Raw genomic sequence first — 18,166 nt, 5'->3', positions numbered from 1 at the left:
CTCGCTCATCCAAATCTCTTCCTGGTGCAAGACAAGCAATCGTTTATCATAATTTCTGATATACAGATGTAACAGAATGTCCACAAGGTAAAACTCTATCGTCTTTAAGACCTAAAACTAACATTCTTCCTATTAAACTTGCTAATTTAGACAAGATTTTATGAATTAATCTTTTTTCTATTAACATATTACCTTTGGAAATATTCAGTAATTCATATAGAGATATAGATGCTAGAGTCGAGGCATACCATCTTTTATGAATATCAGAAAGCTTCTCATGGTGAAGTTCAATGATTTTTAAATTATACTTTTGACCGATATATTCTAAAGATTTATCTGACCACCAAGTTACATGATGCGGGGGCATATTCAAAATATTGTTTTTAGCTAAAGAAATAAATGAATCAGCACTAGGAATTGAATAAATAAGCAATCCTCCAGGTTTTAAGCATTTAAGACTTGCTTCTATGAAAGAAGCTATATCACCTATGTGTTCAAGAACTTGAAAAGCACACACTATATCATAGGTTTCAGGAAAATTAACAGAGTGTTGCTGTATTGACTGATTAAGTATGGTTATTTTATTTTGCTTTGCCAACTCCATTGCTGTTTGGCTAAATTCCAAACCTACATAGTTTTGACTAGCAATTTTTTGTGCAAAAGCCCCCTTTCCAGATCCAATCTCTAAGACTGAATGAGAGGATTTAATATATTGACTAGCATAGTTATACTCTTCTTTTTCATCTAGATAGTACCAGTCAAATTTCTGTAATTTCTCATAAAAAGATTCTGAGGCCGTAATAGTCGGATAGAAAAATCTTAAATCTGAGTCTAAACAATGATACAAACCTATTTTTTCTGTTTGACCAAACTCTTTAGATATATCAGATCCCAACATTTTCTGATATTGTTTATTTAAATCTTTAGTTGTAACTTCTTCGATTAGATTTAGCTTAGTGCTTTTGCTCAGAGGGCAAGTAATTTCCATCATTTGATTCATCTGCCTTTATTAAAACCTTGTGATTCTAGCTTTCGTTGAATATGCGGAGCAATTTTTTCAACAATTTGAGTTATAGCCTTACTGGTATTTGGTATTTATCACCAAAAAATAAATTATCCAATTTTGTGGTATGGGCATTCTGCCCACCTTTGATGATTAGCGGGCAAGATGCTCGCACCACAATAAATTTTTGGGTATTTTTTTAATTGGAAGTCCCTAAGATTAAGTTATTTGTATTGATAAGATGCTTTTCACTTGGAAATGATTTTTTTTATTTTTCGCTTTACCCTGTCAATTAATGGCGTACCAAATACAGTTTCATCTGCCAGAATATCAGCTTTTCTATCGTTGATCATAAAAGGCGGATGTACTAAAGGAAAATTAACTTCCTGAGTAGGCAAATTAGAGAGTTTATTATCACTATCTTTAGTATGTGTAGAAGATTGACCAAATCCGATATTGGATACAAGGTTCACATTAGATATGATGCTAAGAAAGTTGTTGATTAAACAAGCAAATGTCCATTGATAGTCCCATGTTCCGACTTTCCCATCATAAGTATTTTGGAATATTTTTTCCCAGTATTTTACCGATTTCTTACTTGGCAGAATATTTTCCAGCCAATTGCCATTTTTAATTTCTGTCCACAAGCTCATCTTTGAATCATAATACTTCCATGATCTTCTCCAAGTTGCCCAACCCCAAATGTATGGATATTTTGAAAAGTAATAACTATATGAGCTGCTTCTGTAACCCAATAGATTATTCTGTCCAGAAATAATAGCAATTCTTGTATCATCTCGATAACGCTCTAAAAGTTCTTCACAAAAAGGAAAGAAACTAGGATGAGGAAGACAATCATCTTCAAGGATAATAGCTTCTTCAAACTCAGAAAATACCCAGTCTAATCCACTGGAAACTCTGAGTTTACATCCTAAATTAACATCTGAATAGTTGGTCAATACTTCGCATTCCCAATCCACACCGTCAATAATTGCCCGCGCAGCAGCACACTTTTCTGCTTCTCCCGGACGGTCTGCACGAGGTCCATCAGCAACAACTAAAAGTTTGGGAGGTTTAGCCTGACGGATGGCTTCAAATACTCTCTTAGTAGTATCTGGGCGGTTAAATATGATAAAGGCAACTGGTGTTTTCATAGTTATTTTATTTATATAGGCATCTGGTTTGAATTTTGAATATCTACTGAATTTTAAACCCAGTTTAGGAATTAAATAGCAGTCAAAACCATTATATATTACAACAAATTTACCAATTAAAGGGTATAAGAGATTTAACCTGAAGATTAAATATTTTTCTGGTTTTGGGATGGGTGGCATTACTTAAAAAAGAAGCCATCGCTTGAGATATGACAGTAGCTATAGCAGCACCAACTCCACCATAGGTAGGGATCAAGAATATATTTAAAATCACATTGGTAATTGCTCCTACAATCGTCCTGCGGAGAGCAAATTGATTTAAACCTTCCGCAACAAACCAGGATGATGTTCCCACCCCCATAAATACAAATAAAGAAGCCCAAATATGAATTGCCAATATAGGTGCTGATGCTTCATAGCTTTTACCAAATAATGTCGTAATAATCGTTCCAGACAGAAATGACATTGGCACAGCGACGACAATAGAGAGTAAAGATAACAAGCGCAAAAACTGTTCTATTCGGCGATAATACAGGGATTCACTTACTTCTTTAGCAGCATAAATTGCTGGAGATACTGAAGAAGCGATCGCCATGGGAATGAAATACCAAACCTCAGAAATACGTGTTGCTGCTGAGTAAATACCCACAGCTTTATCACCAACCATTTGCCCTAGCATGATCTGGTCAATTCTCATGTAAATCATGATCGTTAAACCAGACAAAATTAAAGGCCAACTTTCCTTGAGAAGTGTTTTAGCTAGTAGTAGACTCCAAGGCCACAACCAAGGTGAGTAACCCCTAATTTTGTAGGATATCATCAAACCGATCGCACCTAAGCCTACCTCTCCTAATGCTGTCCAAGCAAAAGCAATTAATGGAGCATGGATACTGATGAGAGCGACTTTAACTAAAGAAATAATGACAAAAGCTGCGTTCTTAGCAATTACAGTGTACTTAGACTGTACCTGAGACTGAAACCACAGATCAATGGTGTCAAAAGCCTGAAAAATTCCTACAGATGCCAAAATTGCTACTAAAGAAATAGTTAATTGGTCATCATGACGCAGCACAATAATAGAGCTAACTGCTAATACTAAAGCCGCAATTCCACCAATCAATTTGAGCCAGAATGCTGTCCCTAAAATTTGCAACCTCTTTTCAGGTTCACGCACAATAGAGCGGACTACTATGGCATCTAAACCGAGAGTAGAAAGGGTACTGAATAGGGCTACAAAAGCAGTAGCGTAGTTAAAAACTCCAAACTGTTCTACTCCTAAGTAGCGAGCGACCCAGACACCTACAAATAACCCCACACCCATGCGAAGGATACGGTCTGCAAAAAGCCACCCTGTATTAGCAATAATACTCCGTACTTTTTCACTAGATTTGAGAAGTGATATTTTCTTATTAAGATTGAATTTACCTAGCATAAGCAAATTTTCATTCTGAGCATCTTTGTACGGATAGGTAAATTTAATTAGACATAGCTTTCCCCTACCTCAACCTTCCCAGTTACGAGTAGGTGGCGAGGGAGGAACTGAGATCAAAAGACTATCAAAGCTCAACTCCTAAAACAAGGTATTGCTTAGTTAAGCCATTCTCAACCAGCCAAATACATCATCAACAGTTAATTTTAACTCTATTCCTGCCAATACAGGCAGAATATCGGTTTTTTCCATTAGTATTGGTTGGCGATCGCACAAAAATACTAGAATACTTAAATCATCAGGATCAAGAAACCATCCTAATTTACACCCATGCTCCATACAATACAAGATATTGCCAATCACTTTATTTGATTTCTGTTCAGGAGAAAGAATCTCAATTACCCAATCGGGAGCTAGTTCAAATCTATCTGGGACTTCTCCACTACTAAGGAAAGGAATATGTTCCCATGTAAAAACTGCTATATCGGGAACAATTGAGCGATTACCAAAGCTACACCTGAGTTCAGGGAAAGCATAGGCAATTTTTTCAGATTCACTCACCAAATTAATTTCGCCACTAAGTTTCCCTTGCAGTCGGCTGTGTCTTCCTTTCGGCATAGGTTTTTGAATAATTTCCCTACCCAAGAACTCTGATGCTGGCTTTGTTTCCGGTAGCATCAGAAACTCCTGCAATGTGAGATATTTTATGGCGCTGATGGTCATAAAGGATGATTATTGTAGCCCTTAGTCGACATCGTTTTGATAATTATACCATAATTTAGACATAGCTTTCCCCTACTTCAGCCTTCCCAGTTACGAGTAGGTGGCGAGGGAGGAACTGAGATCAAAAGACCATCAAAGCTCAACTCCTAAAAAACGAATAATTTTAGTTAATTTCTTAGCGGTGCAAACTGTATTTGCACTAACCAAAAAACTCTACATCTTAGTAGGTTAATATTACATGAGCGGGAAATAAAGTCAAGTCTTACCGCAGATTGGCCTGAGAAAACTTCCCCTTACTATCTACTTTCTCACCGTAATAACCTCTCTGATAATAATACCCACCATAACTACTTTCCTCACTAATACCATTCACTACCATTCCCAAAATAGGCACTTTCCCATGATTAAGTAATAATTTCGATGACTTCACCGCTGAATATTCCACCTTGCCAGGACGGACAACCAGCAATAATCCATCCACATACTTACCAACAATCAGTGGATCAGTAACAGCAGTCAAGGGTGGTGTGTCAATGATGACAAAATCATAATCATTCCTTGCTTCTGCAATCAAGTCAGCCATGCGCTGGGAATCCAAAAGTGCGACTGGGCTAGGCGGAATTTTTCCGGCTGGCAACATATTCACCTGGGGAGATACCTCCTGGACAGCATTTTTTAACTGTGTCTGACCAGCTAAGATATTGCTTAGTCCCAATAAATTGGGTATTTCCCAAACGCGGTGCTGACGGGGACGGCGCATATCGGCATCCACTAACAGCACTCGTTGTCCTACGTGGGCTGCGGCTAGGGCTAAATTTGCTGCCACAAAAGATTTACCTTCTTCAGGGGTTGAACTAGTGAGCAAAATTACCCGTAATTCTTTGTCAGATAGGGTAAAGCCTAAATTAGTCTGGAGCATTTCAAAAGATGTAGTAACTGGTGAATAGGGGTTATCCAACAAGGGCAACTCTTGCCGACCTTCCTGCCGATTTTTTGGATTTTTTTTACCATATTGGGGAATCGTCCCCAGCAAAGGAAAGCCCAACAGCCGATTCGCTTCTTCAACATTTTTGAGAGATTGATTCATGGATTCCAACAGCAGCGCTGTTCCCGCACCTAAGAGGATTCCCAAAAATCCGCCTAGTGCTAAGTTGAGGGGAATCTTGGGAGAAACGGGACGGTCAGGAACTAAAGCCTCAGAGATGATCCGCGAATTACCTACATTCTGATTCTCTAGCACCTGAACTAACTGAAATTGCTTCAGAAATTCTTGATAGGTGATTTGTGCCACGGATAACTGTCGCTGTAGCTGTAGCTGTTGTTGTTCCAGTCGAGGTAAGCTATCCAAACGTCGCCTATTAATTATAAATACCTTTCGCAATTCTCCGATTTGGTTTGTTAAGGCTAACCTTTCCACCTCTGATTTGACTAAATCTTGAGTTAATGCCTGTTTGAGTTCTCCTACCTGCAAGTTCTGTTGGGGGAGAGACTTGGAACTACCAATGGTTTGGGCAACTCGCTCTTCTAGTAACTTTTTAAGAGATGCCTCTTTCAATACCAAATTCACAACTTTTGGATTATCACTAGTATAAAGTGTTTGCGCTGTTGCTAGGTCATATTGTGTTTTCTGGTATTCTGTGAGTACCTGCTGTACGCCAGGAGATTGACTTAATGCACTGAGATCAAACGCCTCTTGTGTAGTTGACTTCATTTTATCCTGCAAAGCCACAGAGCGAGTGTAAGCTGCCGCTAATTCGCCTTGGCTGCGGGTAATTGCCTCATCCAGTTTTCCAAGGGATTCCAAACCAGTTTTGGCTTCTACATCCAGAGCTACAACCCGGTTATTTTCTTTAAAGCGACGCAGGGTCACTTCTGCTTTCGTAACTCTTTTCTCGACCTCTGGTAATTGCTTGTCTAAAAATTCTCGCGCGGATCTAGCTTCGGTGCGGTTAGTGCGAATATTACTCTCCAGATAATATTTCATTAAAGAATTGACCACATCTGCTGCTTCTTGCGGATTAGTACTCCTGTAAGAAAGCTGGATCACATCCGTTCCTCGGATAGTCTTCAGCTTCAGTTTTTTGAGAAAGTTCTCCAAAGAAATCTGTTTGCCTTGATCATTTGTCAAATTCAGTGTGGTAATAGTTTTTATAACAATGGGGTAGGAGCGGATGATCTCAGATTCGGTATCTACTGGGTTACTGAGGTTTGTCAATCCGCCCAGTTCTCCCAGGGATTGGGAGAGACCTGCGAGTGAGGAAGCCCCACTTTTTTTGGTGAAAACCAGCTTGCCTTCCGACTCGTAAACTGGTTTTGCTGAGTAAGTGAGCAAGGCTGTGACTCCTAAGACAGAGGCAAAGACAATTGATGTCACCAGCCAATGTCTTTTGAATGTTAGCCAGTATTGTTGGATATCAAGAGAGGAATCTTGGTCTTCTTGGTTAATAGACATAAATTAATTTAAGAAAATATACTAAGTATAGAACTTAAGTGTTGTAGAAATTGTAGATCATGTATTTGCACAAAATTAAGTCATTTCCGGCAATACCTTGTCTAAATCGCAAAAAGTCTTGATTTGTAGGTTGGGTTAAGCGACAGCGAAACCCAACAAAGCAGAAAATGGATAAGGTAGTAAATAATCCTTTTTACAGCCTATTCGATAAACTGAAAAGGTTGCAAAATTACAGGCTATGAAATTTAATCAAAGAAGTTCATATCTTACCTTTTTCCCACGATAGAAAGCTGTAGATGATATTGTCTAGGTTATTATACTTGGGTTGCCAGTTCAATACCTGCTTAATTTTCTCTGCATCAGCAGTCACACAGGCTGGATCTCCGGGACGACGCGCTACTTCAATTACGGGAAAATCCACACCAGAAATAGCTTTGACCCGTTCCACAACTTGCCGGACACTATAACCTTCTCCATAACCACAGTTGAGAATTTGACTTTCTCCATCTCGTTCCAGATAGCGTAATGCATCAACATGGGCTGCGGCTAAGTCTTCAACATGGATATAATCTCGAATTCCTGTACCATCTGGGGTGGGAAAATCAGTGCCAAAGATCTTGAATTCTGATTGGCGTTTCAGGGCGGCATTACAGGCATTGGCAATCAAATGAGTTGCATTGCTTGAGTTTTGTCCGATTCTGCCACCGGGGTCGGCTCCGGCGACGTTGAAATAGCGGAGAATTACATACCGCAGACGAGAAGCTAATCCATAGTCTTGAATCATGAATTCGCTTATCAGTTTGGAGCGTCCGTAGGGATTAATTGGTAGGGTAGGAGTAGACTCGGTGACTGGATTTTCTTGGGGTTCGCCGTAAACTGCGGCTGTACTAGAAAATATCAATTGGTTAACACCCATGACACTACAGCACCGGAGCAAATTCAGAGTATTCCGTGTATTATTTGCGTAGTAATCGAGGGGATAGGCAACGGATTCTGGTACAACTAGACTAGCTGCAAAGTGCAGCACTGCACTAAATTGATGTTTGCCAAAGACTTGGTAAAGGCGGTCTATATCTCCTAAATCGCCAATAATTAGCTCACCATGGAGTACGGATTGGGGTACACCCGTAGAGCAATTGTCATATACGACTGTATTATAACCAGCCTCGCCTAGTTGACGCACGACGTGGGAACCAATATAGCCTGCACCTCCTGTCACCAAGACTTTTTGATTCATCTGCCTTTACCCAATAAAACAACTCTGATGGTTTTCAAGACTATGACTATATCCAACCATAAAGAATAGTTCTTGATATAGTAAAGGTCGTAAGCCAGCTTTTCATAGGCATCTTCAAGGGAAGCTCCGTATGGATAAAGTACCTGCGCCCAACCTGTGATTCCTGGTTTGACTAAATAGCGCATTTCATAATAAGGAATTGCTTCTTTGAGCTTGACATCAAACTCTGGCCTCTCTGGACGAGGACCAATCAGGCTCATTTCTCCAGATAACACATTCCAAATCTGAGGTAGTTCGTCAATTCGCAAAACTCGTAGCCAATATCCCACCCTGGTAATGCGTGGATCTCGTTGAATTGCCCATTGTGCGCCCTTCTTTTCAGCATCCTGATACATGGAACGGAACTTGTAAACCCGAAATGGTTTACCGTATAATCCTGTTCGTAATTGGCTATAGAAAATTGGACCTGGACTATCTAACTTAATGATTAAACCAACAATGACCATGAGTGGCAGTAGCAGCACAGATAATACTCCAGTCAGCATTATATCTGTAAACCGCTTGATTTTGAGACTAAAACCACAAAATACCAGGTTAAAGCCACTACTAAAAGCAAACCACTCATCTTCAAGTAGAGAGGAGGGAAGTTTGTAGCATAAAGTTTCCCAAATATCGGGCAACTGGTAAACAGGGATGCCTTTTAGTCGTAGTTGCATTAAACTTTGCACTTGTACATCAGAGAGACTAATTTTTGTCCCTACTACCACCCCTAATAAGGGTTGCTGACTCCAATCAGATAGGTCGCTGAGGCAGCCTTCATGACTTAGTTGGGGTTCTATTTCTGCTAATTCAGGCAGTTGTTGGCCATTTTCAGTCAGGATAACTAATCTTCCCAAGGGATTCCGTGTTAAGAACATTTGGGCAAACTTTATCGCATGATTGCCAGATCCTAGCATTAACCAACGACCCTGGTGGGACTTTGATCGCCACCAATTGAATGCCAATAGTCTTAATATGATTGCCCAGATTGTAAATATTCCCAGATTAACTAGCAATATACCCCTCATCCCTCCTGAATGCTGTTCCCAACTCTCCGATAGATAAATTACCAATGAAGTGATGAGGGTAATTATTCCACTACTGATGAGAATGCGATTTGGAGCTTGTAAACCTGCAATTTCTTTCTCTGGATGGTATGTATCTGACAAATACATCCCTGTTAAAACCAGTAAGATAAATCCGCAGACAAATGGGTCAAATCCTGTCAATGGATTATTTAACGTCCAGTAAGAAGTAAGTCCCAAGCAGACAAATAGGCCAAGGACATCCCCCATCATCAGGAATAGAGATATAAAGCGTGGGAGTTTTACTAACTGAATGCTGCCTCTATTAGTCTCAAATCCTATCTCTAACATAAGTATTTTTTTGAAGTTGCTTGTAAAAACATGAACTTGTAAACAATACCTTCGCCAAATTGAAAAAAGCTTTAATTCATCAATACCTTGTCAAAATTGGAAAAGGACTTGATTTGTAGGTTGGGTTGTTCACTTTTGCTTTGCGGATCAATCAGCATGAAACCCAACATGAGCGTTGTGTTGCGCTGTTGCTTTGTAAAATATTCAGCCCGATACTTTCACAATTCTTCCCGGATGGATACAATTTAAATAGACTGCGGGATTTTGCGACAGTTAGTGGGTGAATTCTAAATAGATATACCCAACACTAAATATTTAATCACAGCAGATACTAAAATGTAAAGTTTCTCACTGCTGAAGTTTAGACTAAGCGGTACAAAGACGATACAGCAAGGCTGAGTTAATGGGAGACACAAGATTAAAGTTAGTGATTGCTTTGATATGGCGATCGCATCCTGAATCATTTTAATCCCAAATCTCCGCATTGCCCATACTGAAAAGTAAGCAAAAAAGACACCTTATGCCGAGTATTCCTAAAAACCTCCTCGATTTCACTCAAACTCCCCACAGCGGCTATCATTGGGACTGTAGCCATCGTCGTTTCTTTGAAGGCTGGTATTACCGCGTCACACTGCCCGAAATTAAGCAAACTATCGCCTTCATGTACTCTATCGAAGATCCCAGCGGTAATCAGCCCTACAGCGGCGGTGCAGCCCAAATACTGGGCATAAATGATGAATATCTTTGTCGCACCTTTCCCGATGTCAATAAATTTTGGGCGAGTCGGGATATTTTAGGATTAGGACATTGGGGAAAAACCAACTTACAAGTTTCCCCCCTGTATCTTATCCCCAGTGAATTTACACACCATATTCAAGAAGGTTATCAAGCCACAGCCACCTTAAATCAAGGCATAATTACAGATCCTGCCACTGGTAATTATTGCCGATGGGAATACGAAACTAAACCCGTATACGCATGGGGAAATCAAAATAGTCTTCAGCAATCAACCGCTGGTTGGCTATCATTTTCGCAGATATTTGAACCCGGCTGGCAAATTTTAATGGCTCACGGTTTAGCCAGTGGTTGGATTGATTGGCATGGTAGAATTTATGAATTTACAAATGCTCCAGCATACGCAGAAAAAAACTGGGGTGGTGCTTTTCCCCAAAAATGGTTTTGGCTAAATTGCAATTCTTTTATTAATCAACCCGATTTAGCTTTAACAGCCGGTGGCGGTAAACGTGGTGTATTATGGTGGATGGAATCAGTGGCGATGATTGGTATCCACCACCAAGGCAAATTTTATGAATTTGTTCCTTGGAATTCAGAAGTAAAATGGCAAATTCAGCCCTGGGGTAGATGGCAAATGCAAGCCAAAAACCTAAATTACGAAGTTGAACTGACAGGAACTACCCAGTTACCAGGTACATCTCTGCGCGCACCGACAAGCAATGGTTTAAATTTTTGTTGTCGGGATACTATGCAAGGGGAGCTAAATTTAGAATTGCGAGAACTTAATGGCAGCAAATCTCAAGTTATCCTCAATGCCAGTAGTAATCTGTGCGGTTTAGAAGTTGGTGGTGATGATTGGGATCATTACTGGCAGTCTCAGTGACGTACTCCACACACTCCTTTTCGGGTGAGCGTGGGCTTCTCAGTGACTCCTCTATGAGGACATTAACTGAGCTTTAAGACCGTGCGCCCCACGGTTCTTTGGTTTTGAGATTTGTTTTTTGTTTTGTAGGCTGCATTTGGAGCATTTAATTGGACTACACCTACTCTCTTATAATAACATGAAATCAATATTTTGTTCATTTCGTCGCTGTAGCCTTCTTTGTTTTCGCTACGCTCAAATAAATTCTGGCTACGCAACTCAACTCACGCGCATTCATCCCACGCTCCTAAGAGTGAGACGTGGGGCTTCTGCTGATTAAGCTAAAAATTCTGCTATGATAATATTTGGTTCATTCTTGGGGTTGTAGCTCAGTTGGATAGAGCGAGCGCCTCCTAAGCGCTAGGCCGTGCGTTCGATCCGCACCAATCCCATTTGTATTTGTCATGTAGCTGCACTTGGAATTAAAGCGCAACTACATTTTGTTTTTGTTTCGCGCAGAGACGCAAAGGAGCAAAGACGCAAAGGAAGGGGTATATCTATTTACGGTGTAAATACATGAAAAATGCTGTCGGTTTACTCCAATTTAGCGTGAGCAGCTAAAATAATTCTTTCTGTTTCTTGCCAATTGATACATTTATCTGTTACGGAAACACCATATTGCAAGTCTTCTCGTTTTCCGGTTATCGGTTGGCTACCTTCGTACAAGTTTGATTCTAGCATCATGCCGACGATGGAATTATTGCCATCTATTATTTGCTGAATAATATTTTCAAAGACTATGGATTGTAATCTATAATCTTTGTTGGTATTACCATGACTACAATCAACAACTATTCTTGGTGATAAGTTGGCTGCTTTTAATTGTTCTTCTACTAGTTTAATGTTCTCTGCATCAAAATTAGGCTGAGTTCCTCCACGCAAGATTACATGGCCATGAGCATTTCCTTTAGTTTGAAATACACTCACTTGTCCTTTTTGATTGATACCCAGGAAATGATGGGGTGTGTTCGCTGATTTAAGCGCATTTACGGCAACTTGAATATTCCCGTCTGTACCATTTTTAAACCCCACCGGCATAGATAAACCACTGGCCATTTCTCGGTGTGTTTGTGATTCGGTGGTTCTTGCGCCAATTGCTGACCAAGATACCAATTCACTGATATATTGAGGGATGATGGGATCAAGTGCTTCTGTGGCAGTTGGTAATCCTAACTCTGTCAACTTTAATAGTAAGTTCCTGGCAATTGAAATTCCTTCTTCTACATGAAAAGAATCATCCATTTTTGGATCATTAATTAATCCTTTCCAGCCTACTGTAGTTCGGGGTTTTTCAAAATAAACCCGCATAATTAGCAGCAGTTTATCCTGAACTTTTTCGGCTAAACCTAGCAAGTTTTCTCCATATTCTATGGCTGCTTTTGGATCATGAATTGAACAAGGACCGACGACAATGAATTTACGTCGGTCTTGAAAATCTAGAATATGTTCTATTTCTTGTCTGAATTTTAAAATTGTATTTTCAGCAGTTTTCGTTAAAGGTAATTTTGCCTTCACTTCATTAGGAGTTGGTAAAACATGAGAACTCTTAATGTTAGTGTTAATTAATTTGTGGATCATAGCAGAAATCTCTGGATTTGTGTTATACGGTAGTAATTCTCAAATATCTGTGAAAACGTTTTTTATTCTCTTTAAGCCTAAAGTAGTTTGTTAAAAAAACAAGTTGCACAAATTTAGATCAGATTACTCTATGCAAGGGTTGAATATATTAATATACACAGTTTTTCAGAAAAATACAAGATAAGTCCGTGTTATTTCCATAACATTTGGACATAAAACAATAATTTAATCCAGAAATTTAGATAAAAAGCTCCTATCCCCAACCTTAGAGAAGCAGGGGATATTTTTGGAAAATTACTAAATATAGTAACTTTACTCAATTTTACCAGTGGTTATTAACATATAACTTAATAACCAATTTGCTGATGTGGCTCTGCGAGTTTGTCGCGGACCAAATTCACCAATTTTGTAACCTTTAAAACCGAGTTTTTCTTTGAGAGCCTGTTTATTTTCTGGAGGAATAGAACGAGTCAATTTCATAATTGCTGGACGAGAATCAATAAAATCCGGTGGTTGTGGATATTCATCTCTCCAGGTTGGTGCTACTTCACTATTAGTCCATGTGTCTGTAATGGGATTATAGCGATAACCCAGGTGATACCATAATAATTTTTTTACAGTATCATCATCAATTTTATCATTAATGATTGCCCAAATTGTTTCTGTATTTAGTGGGGGAAGATGAGACATAATTTTGAGAAAACAGGGAACAGGTAACAGATGATAATTTTACCAATTACCAGTCCTTGCAGATATAATCAGTGTTCAAACCCACAAAATATTACTTAGCAAAGGTACGCTTAACTTCAATAGCATCATTATAAGCAAGACATCCTTCTAATACTGTACTTCCTTGCTTGTACTCAATTGTTTTAGTTTTAAGTTCTGCTCATGTATTAGCACAACTTAACAACACTAGCGCAGTGTCAGCAAAACAGAAAGTCAAAATTTCATAACTTTATTAAGTATTCAAAATTGATTATGGTGAATTATCACCACAAAACTCGACAAAATAAAAGTCATTATTTTGAAAATAATTGCTACAATTCTGCTTTTAGCTTCTGGATGATGTATCTCAGTTATCAAACAGGAATTCAGTTGTTAAAAGTTGCAGGAGGATGGTTTACGCCACACTACGCTACGCTATCACAATGAACTTTTTTGTATAACTGGCATAAGAATTGAGGTAGATTCAATTATTTATTGTATAAAACTGTACTTAATTGCTCATAATCTCCTAAGTAAGTCGGCACGATAAAATCAATATACATTTTTTTCGTAAAAACCCTTAAATAACCTATCTATAAGGTATTTGTCGAATTTACATTTCGTTACATATGTTGATTGTTTAACGCCAACTTACTTAACTTCTGTATTCTGTTTAGTAAGATTGCCATTCTAGCAATGCGAAATTTTGTCGTAACGCTAAATTATTAGTTATATAAAGAAAAATCAATCGTTGTTCCCAATTAATTCATCGGCTATTAACTCATTACCATGCGTGCAACTGCTACTATTTATCAGAATCCCCTACTTCAAAGCTGTGGTTTACCCGCATTTGCGGCTATTAAATCGGAGCAAGTCGAACCAGCTTTTAGTTATCTGTTAGGAGAACTTGAAAAGCAATTAACTGACTTAGAGGCAAATATAGAGCCTACTTGGAGCGGCTTAGTAGAACCTCTAGAAAAATTGACAGAACGGCTAAATTGGAGTTGGGGAATCCTAAATCATTTAATGGGTGTAAAAAATAGTCCAGAACTACGTATTGCCTATGAAAAGGTACAGCCGCAAGTAGTTCAGTTTATGAATATCCTGGGACAAAGCAAACCTATTTATAATGCTTTTAAAGCAATTCGCCATAGTCCTACCTGGGAAACTTTAAATTCAGCCCAACAGAGAATTATCAAAGCGGCAATTCGAGATGCAGAATTGTCTGGTGTTGGTTTAGAAGGAAAAGACAGAGAACGGTTTAATAATATCCAAATGGAATTAGCAGAACTAGCGACTAGATTTGCTAATCACGTTCTAGATGCCACTAAAGGCTTTATTTTAATTCTCACCACCCACCATGACATTGATGGCTTACCAAGTAGTTTGTTGAGTCTTGCAGCCCAAGCTGCGCGGGCGGCTGGAGAAGAGAATGCTACACCAGAACATGGACCGTGGCATATTACTCTAGATTTTCCTAGCTATTTCCCGTTCATGCAGCACAGTACCCGGCGGGATTTACGGGAAAAAATCTATAAGGCTTATATTACCAGGGCATCTTCTGGGGAATTAGATAATAATCCTTTGATTATCCGTATTTTAGAGTTAAGAAAAGAACTAGCTCAATTAATTGGCTTTGAGACTTTTGCTGAACTGAGTTTGGCTAGTAAGATGGCCAAAGATGTTGCCTCTGTCGAAAAACTATTAGAAGAACTCCGTCAAGCTAGTTATCATGCTGCTGTCAAAGATTTAGAAAAACTCAAAGCCTTTGCTAAAGCTAAGGGAGCAGCAGAAGCTGAAAATTTACAACATTGGGATATTAGCTTTTGGGCTGAACGGCAACGGGAAGAAAAATTTGCTTTTACTGCGGAAGAATTACTGCCCTATTTTCCCCTCCCTCAAGTCCTAGATGGGCTATTTGGGCTAGTAAAAAGGCTTTTTGGGGTGACGGTGACACCGGCTGATGGCCAAGCCCCAATATGGCATGAGGATGTGCGTTATTTCCAAATTGCTGATAAATATGGTGAACCTATTGCTTATTTTTACTTAGATGCTTACAGCCGTCCCGCAGAAAAGCGGGGTGGGGCTTGGATGGATGCTTGCATTCACCGGAGGAAAGTTACAGAAAATGATTTGACTACTATCCGTCTCCCTGTAGCTTATTTGATTTGTAACCAAACTCCCCCTGTGGATGGGAATCCGAGTTTGATGGCTTTTGATGAGGTGGAGACATTGTTCCATGAATTTGGCCATGGCTTACATCATATGCTGACTAAGGTGGATTATCTGGGAGCAGCAGGTATTAATAATGTTGAGTGGGATGCTGTGGAATTACCGAGCCAATTTATGGAAAACTGGTGCTATGACCGCCAAACCTTGTTTGGTATGGCTAAACATTATCAAACAGGGGAATCATTACCAGAGCATTATTACCAAAAATTGTTGGCAGCACGTAATTACATGAGCGGTTCAACTATGTTGCGGCAACTAGATTTTAGTAGTGTTGATTTGGAATTACACTACCGCTATTCTCCCAATAGTCAGGAAACCGTGACAGATCTGCGACACCGCATTGCTAAGTTAACAACTGTATTACCACCATTACCGGAGGATGCGTTTCTATGTGCTTTCGGTCATATTTTTGAAGGGGGTTATGCAGCCGGATACTATAGTTATAAGTGGGCTGAGGTTCTCAGCGCTGATGTTTTTGCTGCTTTTGAAGAAGCGGGCTTAGAAGATGAAGCCGCAATCCACGCCATTGGCAGACGTTACCGAGATACGGTTTTAGCACTAGGTGGCAGTCAGCATCCCATGGATGTCTTTAAAACCTTCCGGGGACGAGAACCCAGTACCAAGGCTTTACTTAAGCACAATGGGCTGCTGACTCAATGCTGTTCGGATAAGCAGGGGTGGTAGGGGTGGTTGGGGAGGTTGGGGAGGTTGGGGAAGATAATTTTTCCCTTGCACCAGTCAGCCATTCCGTAAATTTACACGACAACTTCTTCCCGTTGACAATCAAAGAAAAGTTCAAAAACAGTATCAGGAATCATCTGACGGACGTGTTGAATATAGCCTTCGGCATCAGAACGACTGCGAAACCGGGAAACAATAACTTTTTCCCGTTCGCTAACGATACGGGCTACAGCCCAACCATTCAGCCTTTTTTTGTAGGCGTTATCTTCTCTTGCCGCAGGAATTGTGAGATCTTCTGAAGTGCTATTTTTGTAATCCGTATTTTGTGGCATGATTATTTTATGCATAAGAACTTGAGTGAAGGGCGTTAGTATGTCTCTTAACCAAAGATTTACTAGCGTCTTTTATTGATGATGCCACCTTGTTATTACATATTTTAAAAATTGTCAATACTTGGTGCAACAACTTATTTTCTGACAATCTTTGGTTTTATTTAATTCGGACTAATATATACTGTATTAGTTCAGTATTTAAACTTAAATAGAAACAAGAAATATTGGTATAAACCATACCAAGCTTCAATCATTTGAGATCATCTTGCAAAATAAAAATGTCAATCACATCAATCATCCAAAAAGTAGCATTACAAATAGGGGCTGTAGTTTTACTTGAACCAGAATATAAATTAGTTGGGCATATTACTTTTAAAAACGGGAAAAGATCAGTTTTTAGTTATGCCAAATTGAATATTAACGGTCTTGCTTCAGCCGAGTTAGTCAAAGATAAAGCCTATAGTAATTTTTTCCTCAAGCAGCTTGGATATCGAGTAACGGAGGGTAAGACATTTTTTACTGATCAGTTATGTGCGAAAATAGCTCATCCTAGAAATATTGATGATGGATTTAATTATGCACAATCAATCGGATTTCCAGTAATTGTTAAACCTTTGAATCTTAGTCAAGGCATTTTGGTGACTAAGGTATATAATCAGGCAGAATATTATGATGTAGCTCATAAAATCTTTGAAATTAAATCAGGATTGATTGTAGAAAAGTTTTATAGTGGTAATGACTATAGAATTGTTGTTTTGGATGATGAGGTGATTACCGCTTATCAAAGAATTCCCTTATTTGTTGTTGGTGATGGTATATCTAATGTTTTAGAGTTACTTCAACAAAAACAGGCAAAATTTTTGACCATGGGGAGAAAAAATGTGATTAAATTTGATGATTTTCGCATTTCCCAAAAATTAAAAACGCAAAATCTTGATTGGAATAGTGTGATTCCTAATAATAATATTATCTATCTTTTGGATAGTGCTAATTTATCCAGTGGAGGTGAAGCGGTAGATTTTTCTGAAAGGATTCATCCTGATTTTCAAAAATTAGCAATTAACATTACTAAAGATATGGGATTAAGATTAACAGGGGTGGATATACTCACCCATGATATAACTATGCCGATGGTAGATTATACGCTCATCGAAGTCAATGGTTCTCCTGGTCTAAATCACTATGCTGCTAGTGGTGAAGTAGCAGCAAAAAGGGTGGAAGAGTTTTATCTGAAAATTCTCCAAGTCCTAGAGAATGATAGTTAGGGCTGGCTGAAAAAAGCAATAGGAGTGAAAAATTGCTGGAGTTTCCATCAGATTAATCCCTATTTAAAGCGTAGGTGGGTTGGCAAAAGAATACATTAAATCAGCCTCGATTAATATAGATACCCGACTTCTTTAAGAAGTCGGGTATCTGTTTATATTTAACCCACATTCCGCACCCCAAACTGTCACAGATCAAAAAAGCCCTTAAAGTAGTACATAATAACTAAAGTCAATTCAAAAATTAAGATGCTTAATGAGAATAAGTAGCATTAAAAGGGACGTGGTGTGATAAAGTGAAAC

At 39.0% G+C, this 18,166-nt stretch carries 14 protein-coding genes and 1 tRNA gene; 5 read left to right on the top strand and 10 right to left on the bottom strand.

The features are described 5' to 3' along the window. Positions 1-46 precede the first annotated feature (46 nt). The 7 genes from PN450_RS06355 to PN450_RS06325 all read right to left on the bottom strand — a co-directional run bounded on the left by PN450_RS06355 (position 47) and on the right by PN450_RS06325 (position 9,413). Positions 47-991, bottom strand: a complete 945-nt coding sequence (locus PN450_RS06355) for a class I SAM-dependent methyltransferase (RefSeq protein ID WP_271835772.1) — start codon at positions 989-991, stop codon at positions 47-49. A 260-nt stretch (positions 992-1,251) separates the two neighbouring features. Further along, positions 1,252-2,157: a glycosyltransferase family A protein gene (locus PN450_RS06350; protein ID WP_271835771.1), complete on the bottom strand. Its 906-nt coding sequence runs from the start codon at positions 2,155-2,157 to the stop codon at positions 1,252-1,254. A 109-nt stretch (positions 2,158-2,266) separates the two neighbouring features. Then, positions 2,267-3,589 (bottom strand): flippase, encoded by a 1,323-nt coding sequence (locus PN450_RS06345; RefSeq protein ID WP_271835770.1) that lies wholly within the window; start codon positions 3,587-3,589, stop codon positions 2,267-2,269. A 159-nt stretch (positions 3,590-3,748) separates the two neighbouring features. Beyond that, positions 3,749-4,309, bottom strand: coding sequence for a Uma2 family endonuclease (locus tag PN450_RS06340; protein WP_271835769.1), 561 nt, complete (start codon positions 4,307-4,309; stop codon positions 3,749-3,751). Positions 4,310-4,571: 262 nt separating this feature from the next. Further along, a complete protein-coding gene (locus PN450_RS06335) occupies positions 4,572-6,761 on the bottom strand; it encodes a GumC family protein (RefSeq protein WP_271835768.1) in 2,190 nt (729 codons plus the stop codon). Positions 6,762-7,020: 259 nt separating this feature from the next. Further along, on the bottom strand, positions 7,021-7,998 hold the full coding sequence (gene galE, locus PN450_RS06330; protein WP_271835767.1) for a UDP-glucose 4-epimerase GalE: 978 nt from the start codon (positions 7,996-7,998) through the stop codon (positions 7,021-7,023). After that, a complete protein-coding gene (locus PN450_RS06325) occupies positions 7,995-9,413 on the bottom strand; it encodes a sugar transferase (RefSeq protein ID WP_271835766.1) in 1,419 nt (472 codons plus the stop codon). The genes galE and PN450_RS06325 overlap by 4 nt, the downstream gene beginning before the upstream one ends. 520 nt (positions 9,414-9,933) lie before the next feature. On the opposite strand from PN450_RS06325, the gene PN450_RS06320 reads away from it, so the two are divergent. Together PN450_RS06320 and PN450_RS06315 are read left to right on the top strand one after the other, a co-directional pair. After that, positions 9,934-11,031 (top strand): tocopherol cyclase family protein, encoded by a 1,098-nt coding sequence (locus PN450_RS06320; RefSeq protein ID WP_271835764.1) that lies wholly within the window; start codon positions 9,934-9,936, stop codon positions 11,029-11,031. Between the two features lie 357 nt (positions 11,032-11,388). Next, a tRNA-Arg gene (locus PN450_RS06315) sits at positions 11,389-11,462 on the top strand. 142 nt (positions 11,463-11,604) lie between these two features. Here the strand turns inward: PN450_RS06315 and PN450_RS06310 are convergent. Then, positions 11,605-12,648 carry a 3-deoxy-7-phosphoheptulonate synthase gene (locus PN450_RS06310; RefSeq protein ID WP_168651303.1) on the bottom strand — a complete coding sequence of 348 codons (1,044 nt, stop codon included), beginning with the start codon at positions 12,646-12,648 and terminating at the stop codon, positions 11,605-11,607. Between the two features lie 312 nt (positions 12,649-12,960). After that, entirely contained in the window at positions 12,961-13,338 is a 378-nt protein-coding gene (locus PN450_RS06305; RefSeq protein ID WP_015078332.1) for a DUF1823 family protein, read from the bottom strand. A 291-nt stretch (positions 13,339-13,629) separates the two neighbouring features. Between PN450_RS06305 and PN450_RS06300 the strand changes: the two genes are divergently transcribed. After that, positions 13,630-13,803 carry a hypothetical protein gene (locus PN450_RS06300; protein WP_168695891.1) on the top strand — a complete coding sequence of 58 codons (174 nt, stop codon included), beginning with the start codon at positions 13,630-13,632 and terminating at the stop codon, positions 13,801-13,803. Between the two features lie 342 nt (positions 13,804-14,145). Continuing rightward, positions 14,146-16,272 carry a M3 family metallopeptidase gene (locus PN450_RS06295; protein ID WP_271835763.1) on the top strand — a complete coding sequence of 709 codons (2,127 nt, stop codon included), beginning with the start codon at positions 14,146-14,148 and terminating at the stop codon, positions 16,270-16,272. A 71-nt stretch (positions 16,273-16,343) separates the two neighbouring features. Here the strand turns inward: PN450_RS06295 and PN450_RS06290 are convergent, their stop codons facing one another. Further along, entirely contained in the window at positions 16,344-16,601 is a 258-nt protein-coding gene (locus PN450_RS06290; protein ID WP_271835762.1) for a hypothetical protein, read from the bottom strand. Between the two features lie 278 nt (positions 16,602-16,879). On the opposite strand from PN450_RS06290, the gene PN450_RS06285 reads away from it, so the two are divergent. Then, the gene (locus PN450_RS06285) at positions 16,880-17,866 is read left to right on the top strand and encodes a cyanophycin synthetase (protein ID WP_271835761.1); all 987 of its coding nucleotides are present in this window, start codon (positions 16,880-16,882) and stop codon (positions 17,864-17,866) included. The last annotated feature ends 300 nt before the right edge of the window (positions 17,867-18,166 follow it).

This window comes from Dolichospermum lemmermannii CS-548, assembly GCF_028330815.1.
Taxonomy (GTDB): domain Bacteria; phylum Cyanobacteriota; class Cyanobacteriia; order Cyanobacteriales; family Nostocaceae; genus Dolichospermum; species Dolichospermum lemmermannii.
Note: the sequence above shows the minus strand (reverse complement) of the source record. Positions and strands in the feature narration are given on the sequence as shown.

Excerpts from the sequence above, each read along its gene's own strand:
- PN450_RS06355 (WP_271835772.1), bottom strand. The coding sequence starts at position 991 with ATGATGGAAATTACTTGCCCTCTGAGCAAAAGCACTAAGCTAAATCTA.
- PN450_RS06350 (WP_271835771.1), bottom strand. The coding sequence starts at position 2,157 with ATGAAAACACCAGTTGCCTTTATCATATTTAACCGCCCAGATACTACT.
- PN450_RS06345 (WP_271835770.1), bottom strand. The coding sequence starts at position 3,589 with ATGCTAGGTAAATTCAATCTTAATAAGAAAATATCACTTCTCAAATCT.
- PN450_RS06340 (WP_271835769.1), bottom strand. The coding sequence starts at position 4,309 with ATGACCATCAGCGCCATAAAATATCTCACATTGCAGGAGTTTCTGATG.
- PN450_RS06335 (WP_271835768.1), bottom strand. The coding sequence starts at position 6,761 with ATGTCTATTAACCAAGAAGACCAAGATTCCTCTCTTGATATCCAACAA.
- galE (WP_271835767.1), bottom strand. The coding sequence starts at position 7,998 with ATGAATCAAAAAGTCTTGGTGACAGGAGGTGCAGGCTATATTGGTTCC.
- PN450_RS06325 (WP_271835766.1), bottom strand. The coding sequence starts at position 9,413 with ATGTTAGAGATAGGATTTGAGACTAATAGAGGCAGCATTCAGTTAGTA.
- PN450_RS06320 (WP_271835764.1), top strand. The coding sequence starts at position 9,934 with ATGCCGAGTATTCCTAAAAACCTCCTCGATTTCACTCAAACTCCCCAC.
- PN450_RS06310 (WP_168651303.1), bottom strand. The coding sequence starts at position 12,648 with ATGATCCACAAATTAATTAACACTAACATTAAGAGTTCTCATGTTTTA.
- PN450_RS06305 (WP_015078332.1), bottom strand. The coding sequence starts at position 13,338 with ATGTCTCATCTTCCCCCACTAAATACAGAAACAATTTGGGCAATCATT.
- PN450_RS06300 (WP_168695891.1), top strand. The coding sequence starts at position 13,630 with ATGGTGAATTATCACCACAAAACTCGACAAAATAAAAGTCATTATTTT.
- PN450_RS06295 (WP_271835763.1), top strand. The coding sequence starts at position 14,146 with ATGCGTGCAACTGCTACTATTTATCAGAATCCCCTACTTCAAAGCTGT.
- PN450_RS06290 (WP_271835762.1), bottom strand. The coding sequence starts at position 16,601 with ATGCCACAAAATACGGATTACAAAAATAGCACTTCAGAAGATCTCACA.
- PN450_RS06285 (WP_271835761.1), top strand. The coding sequence starts at position 16,880 with ATGTCAATCACATCAATCATCCAAAAAGTAGCATTACAAATAGGGGCT.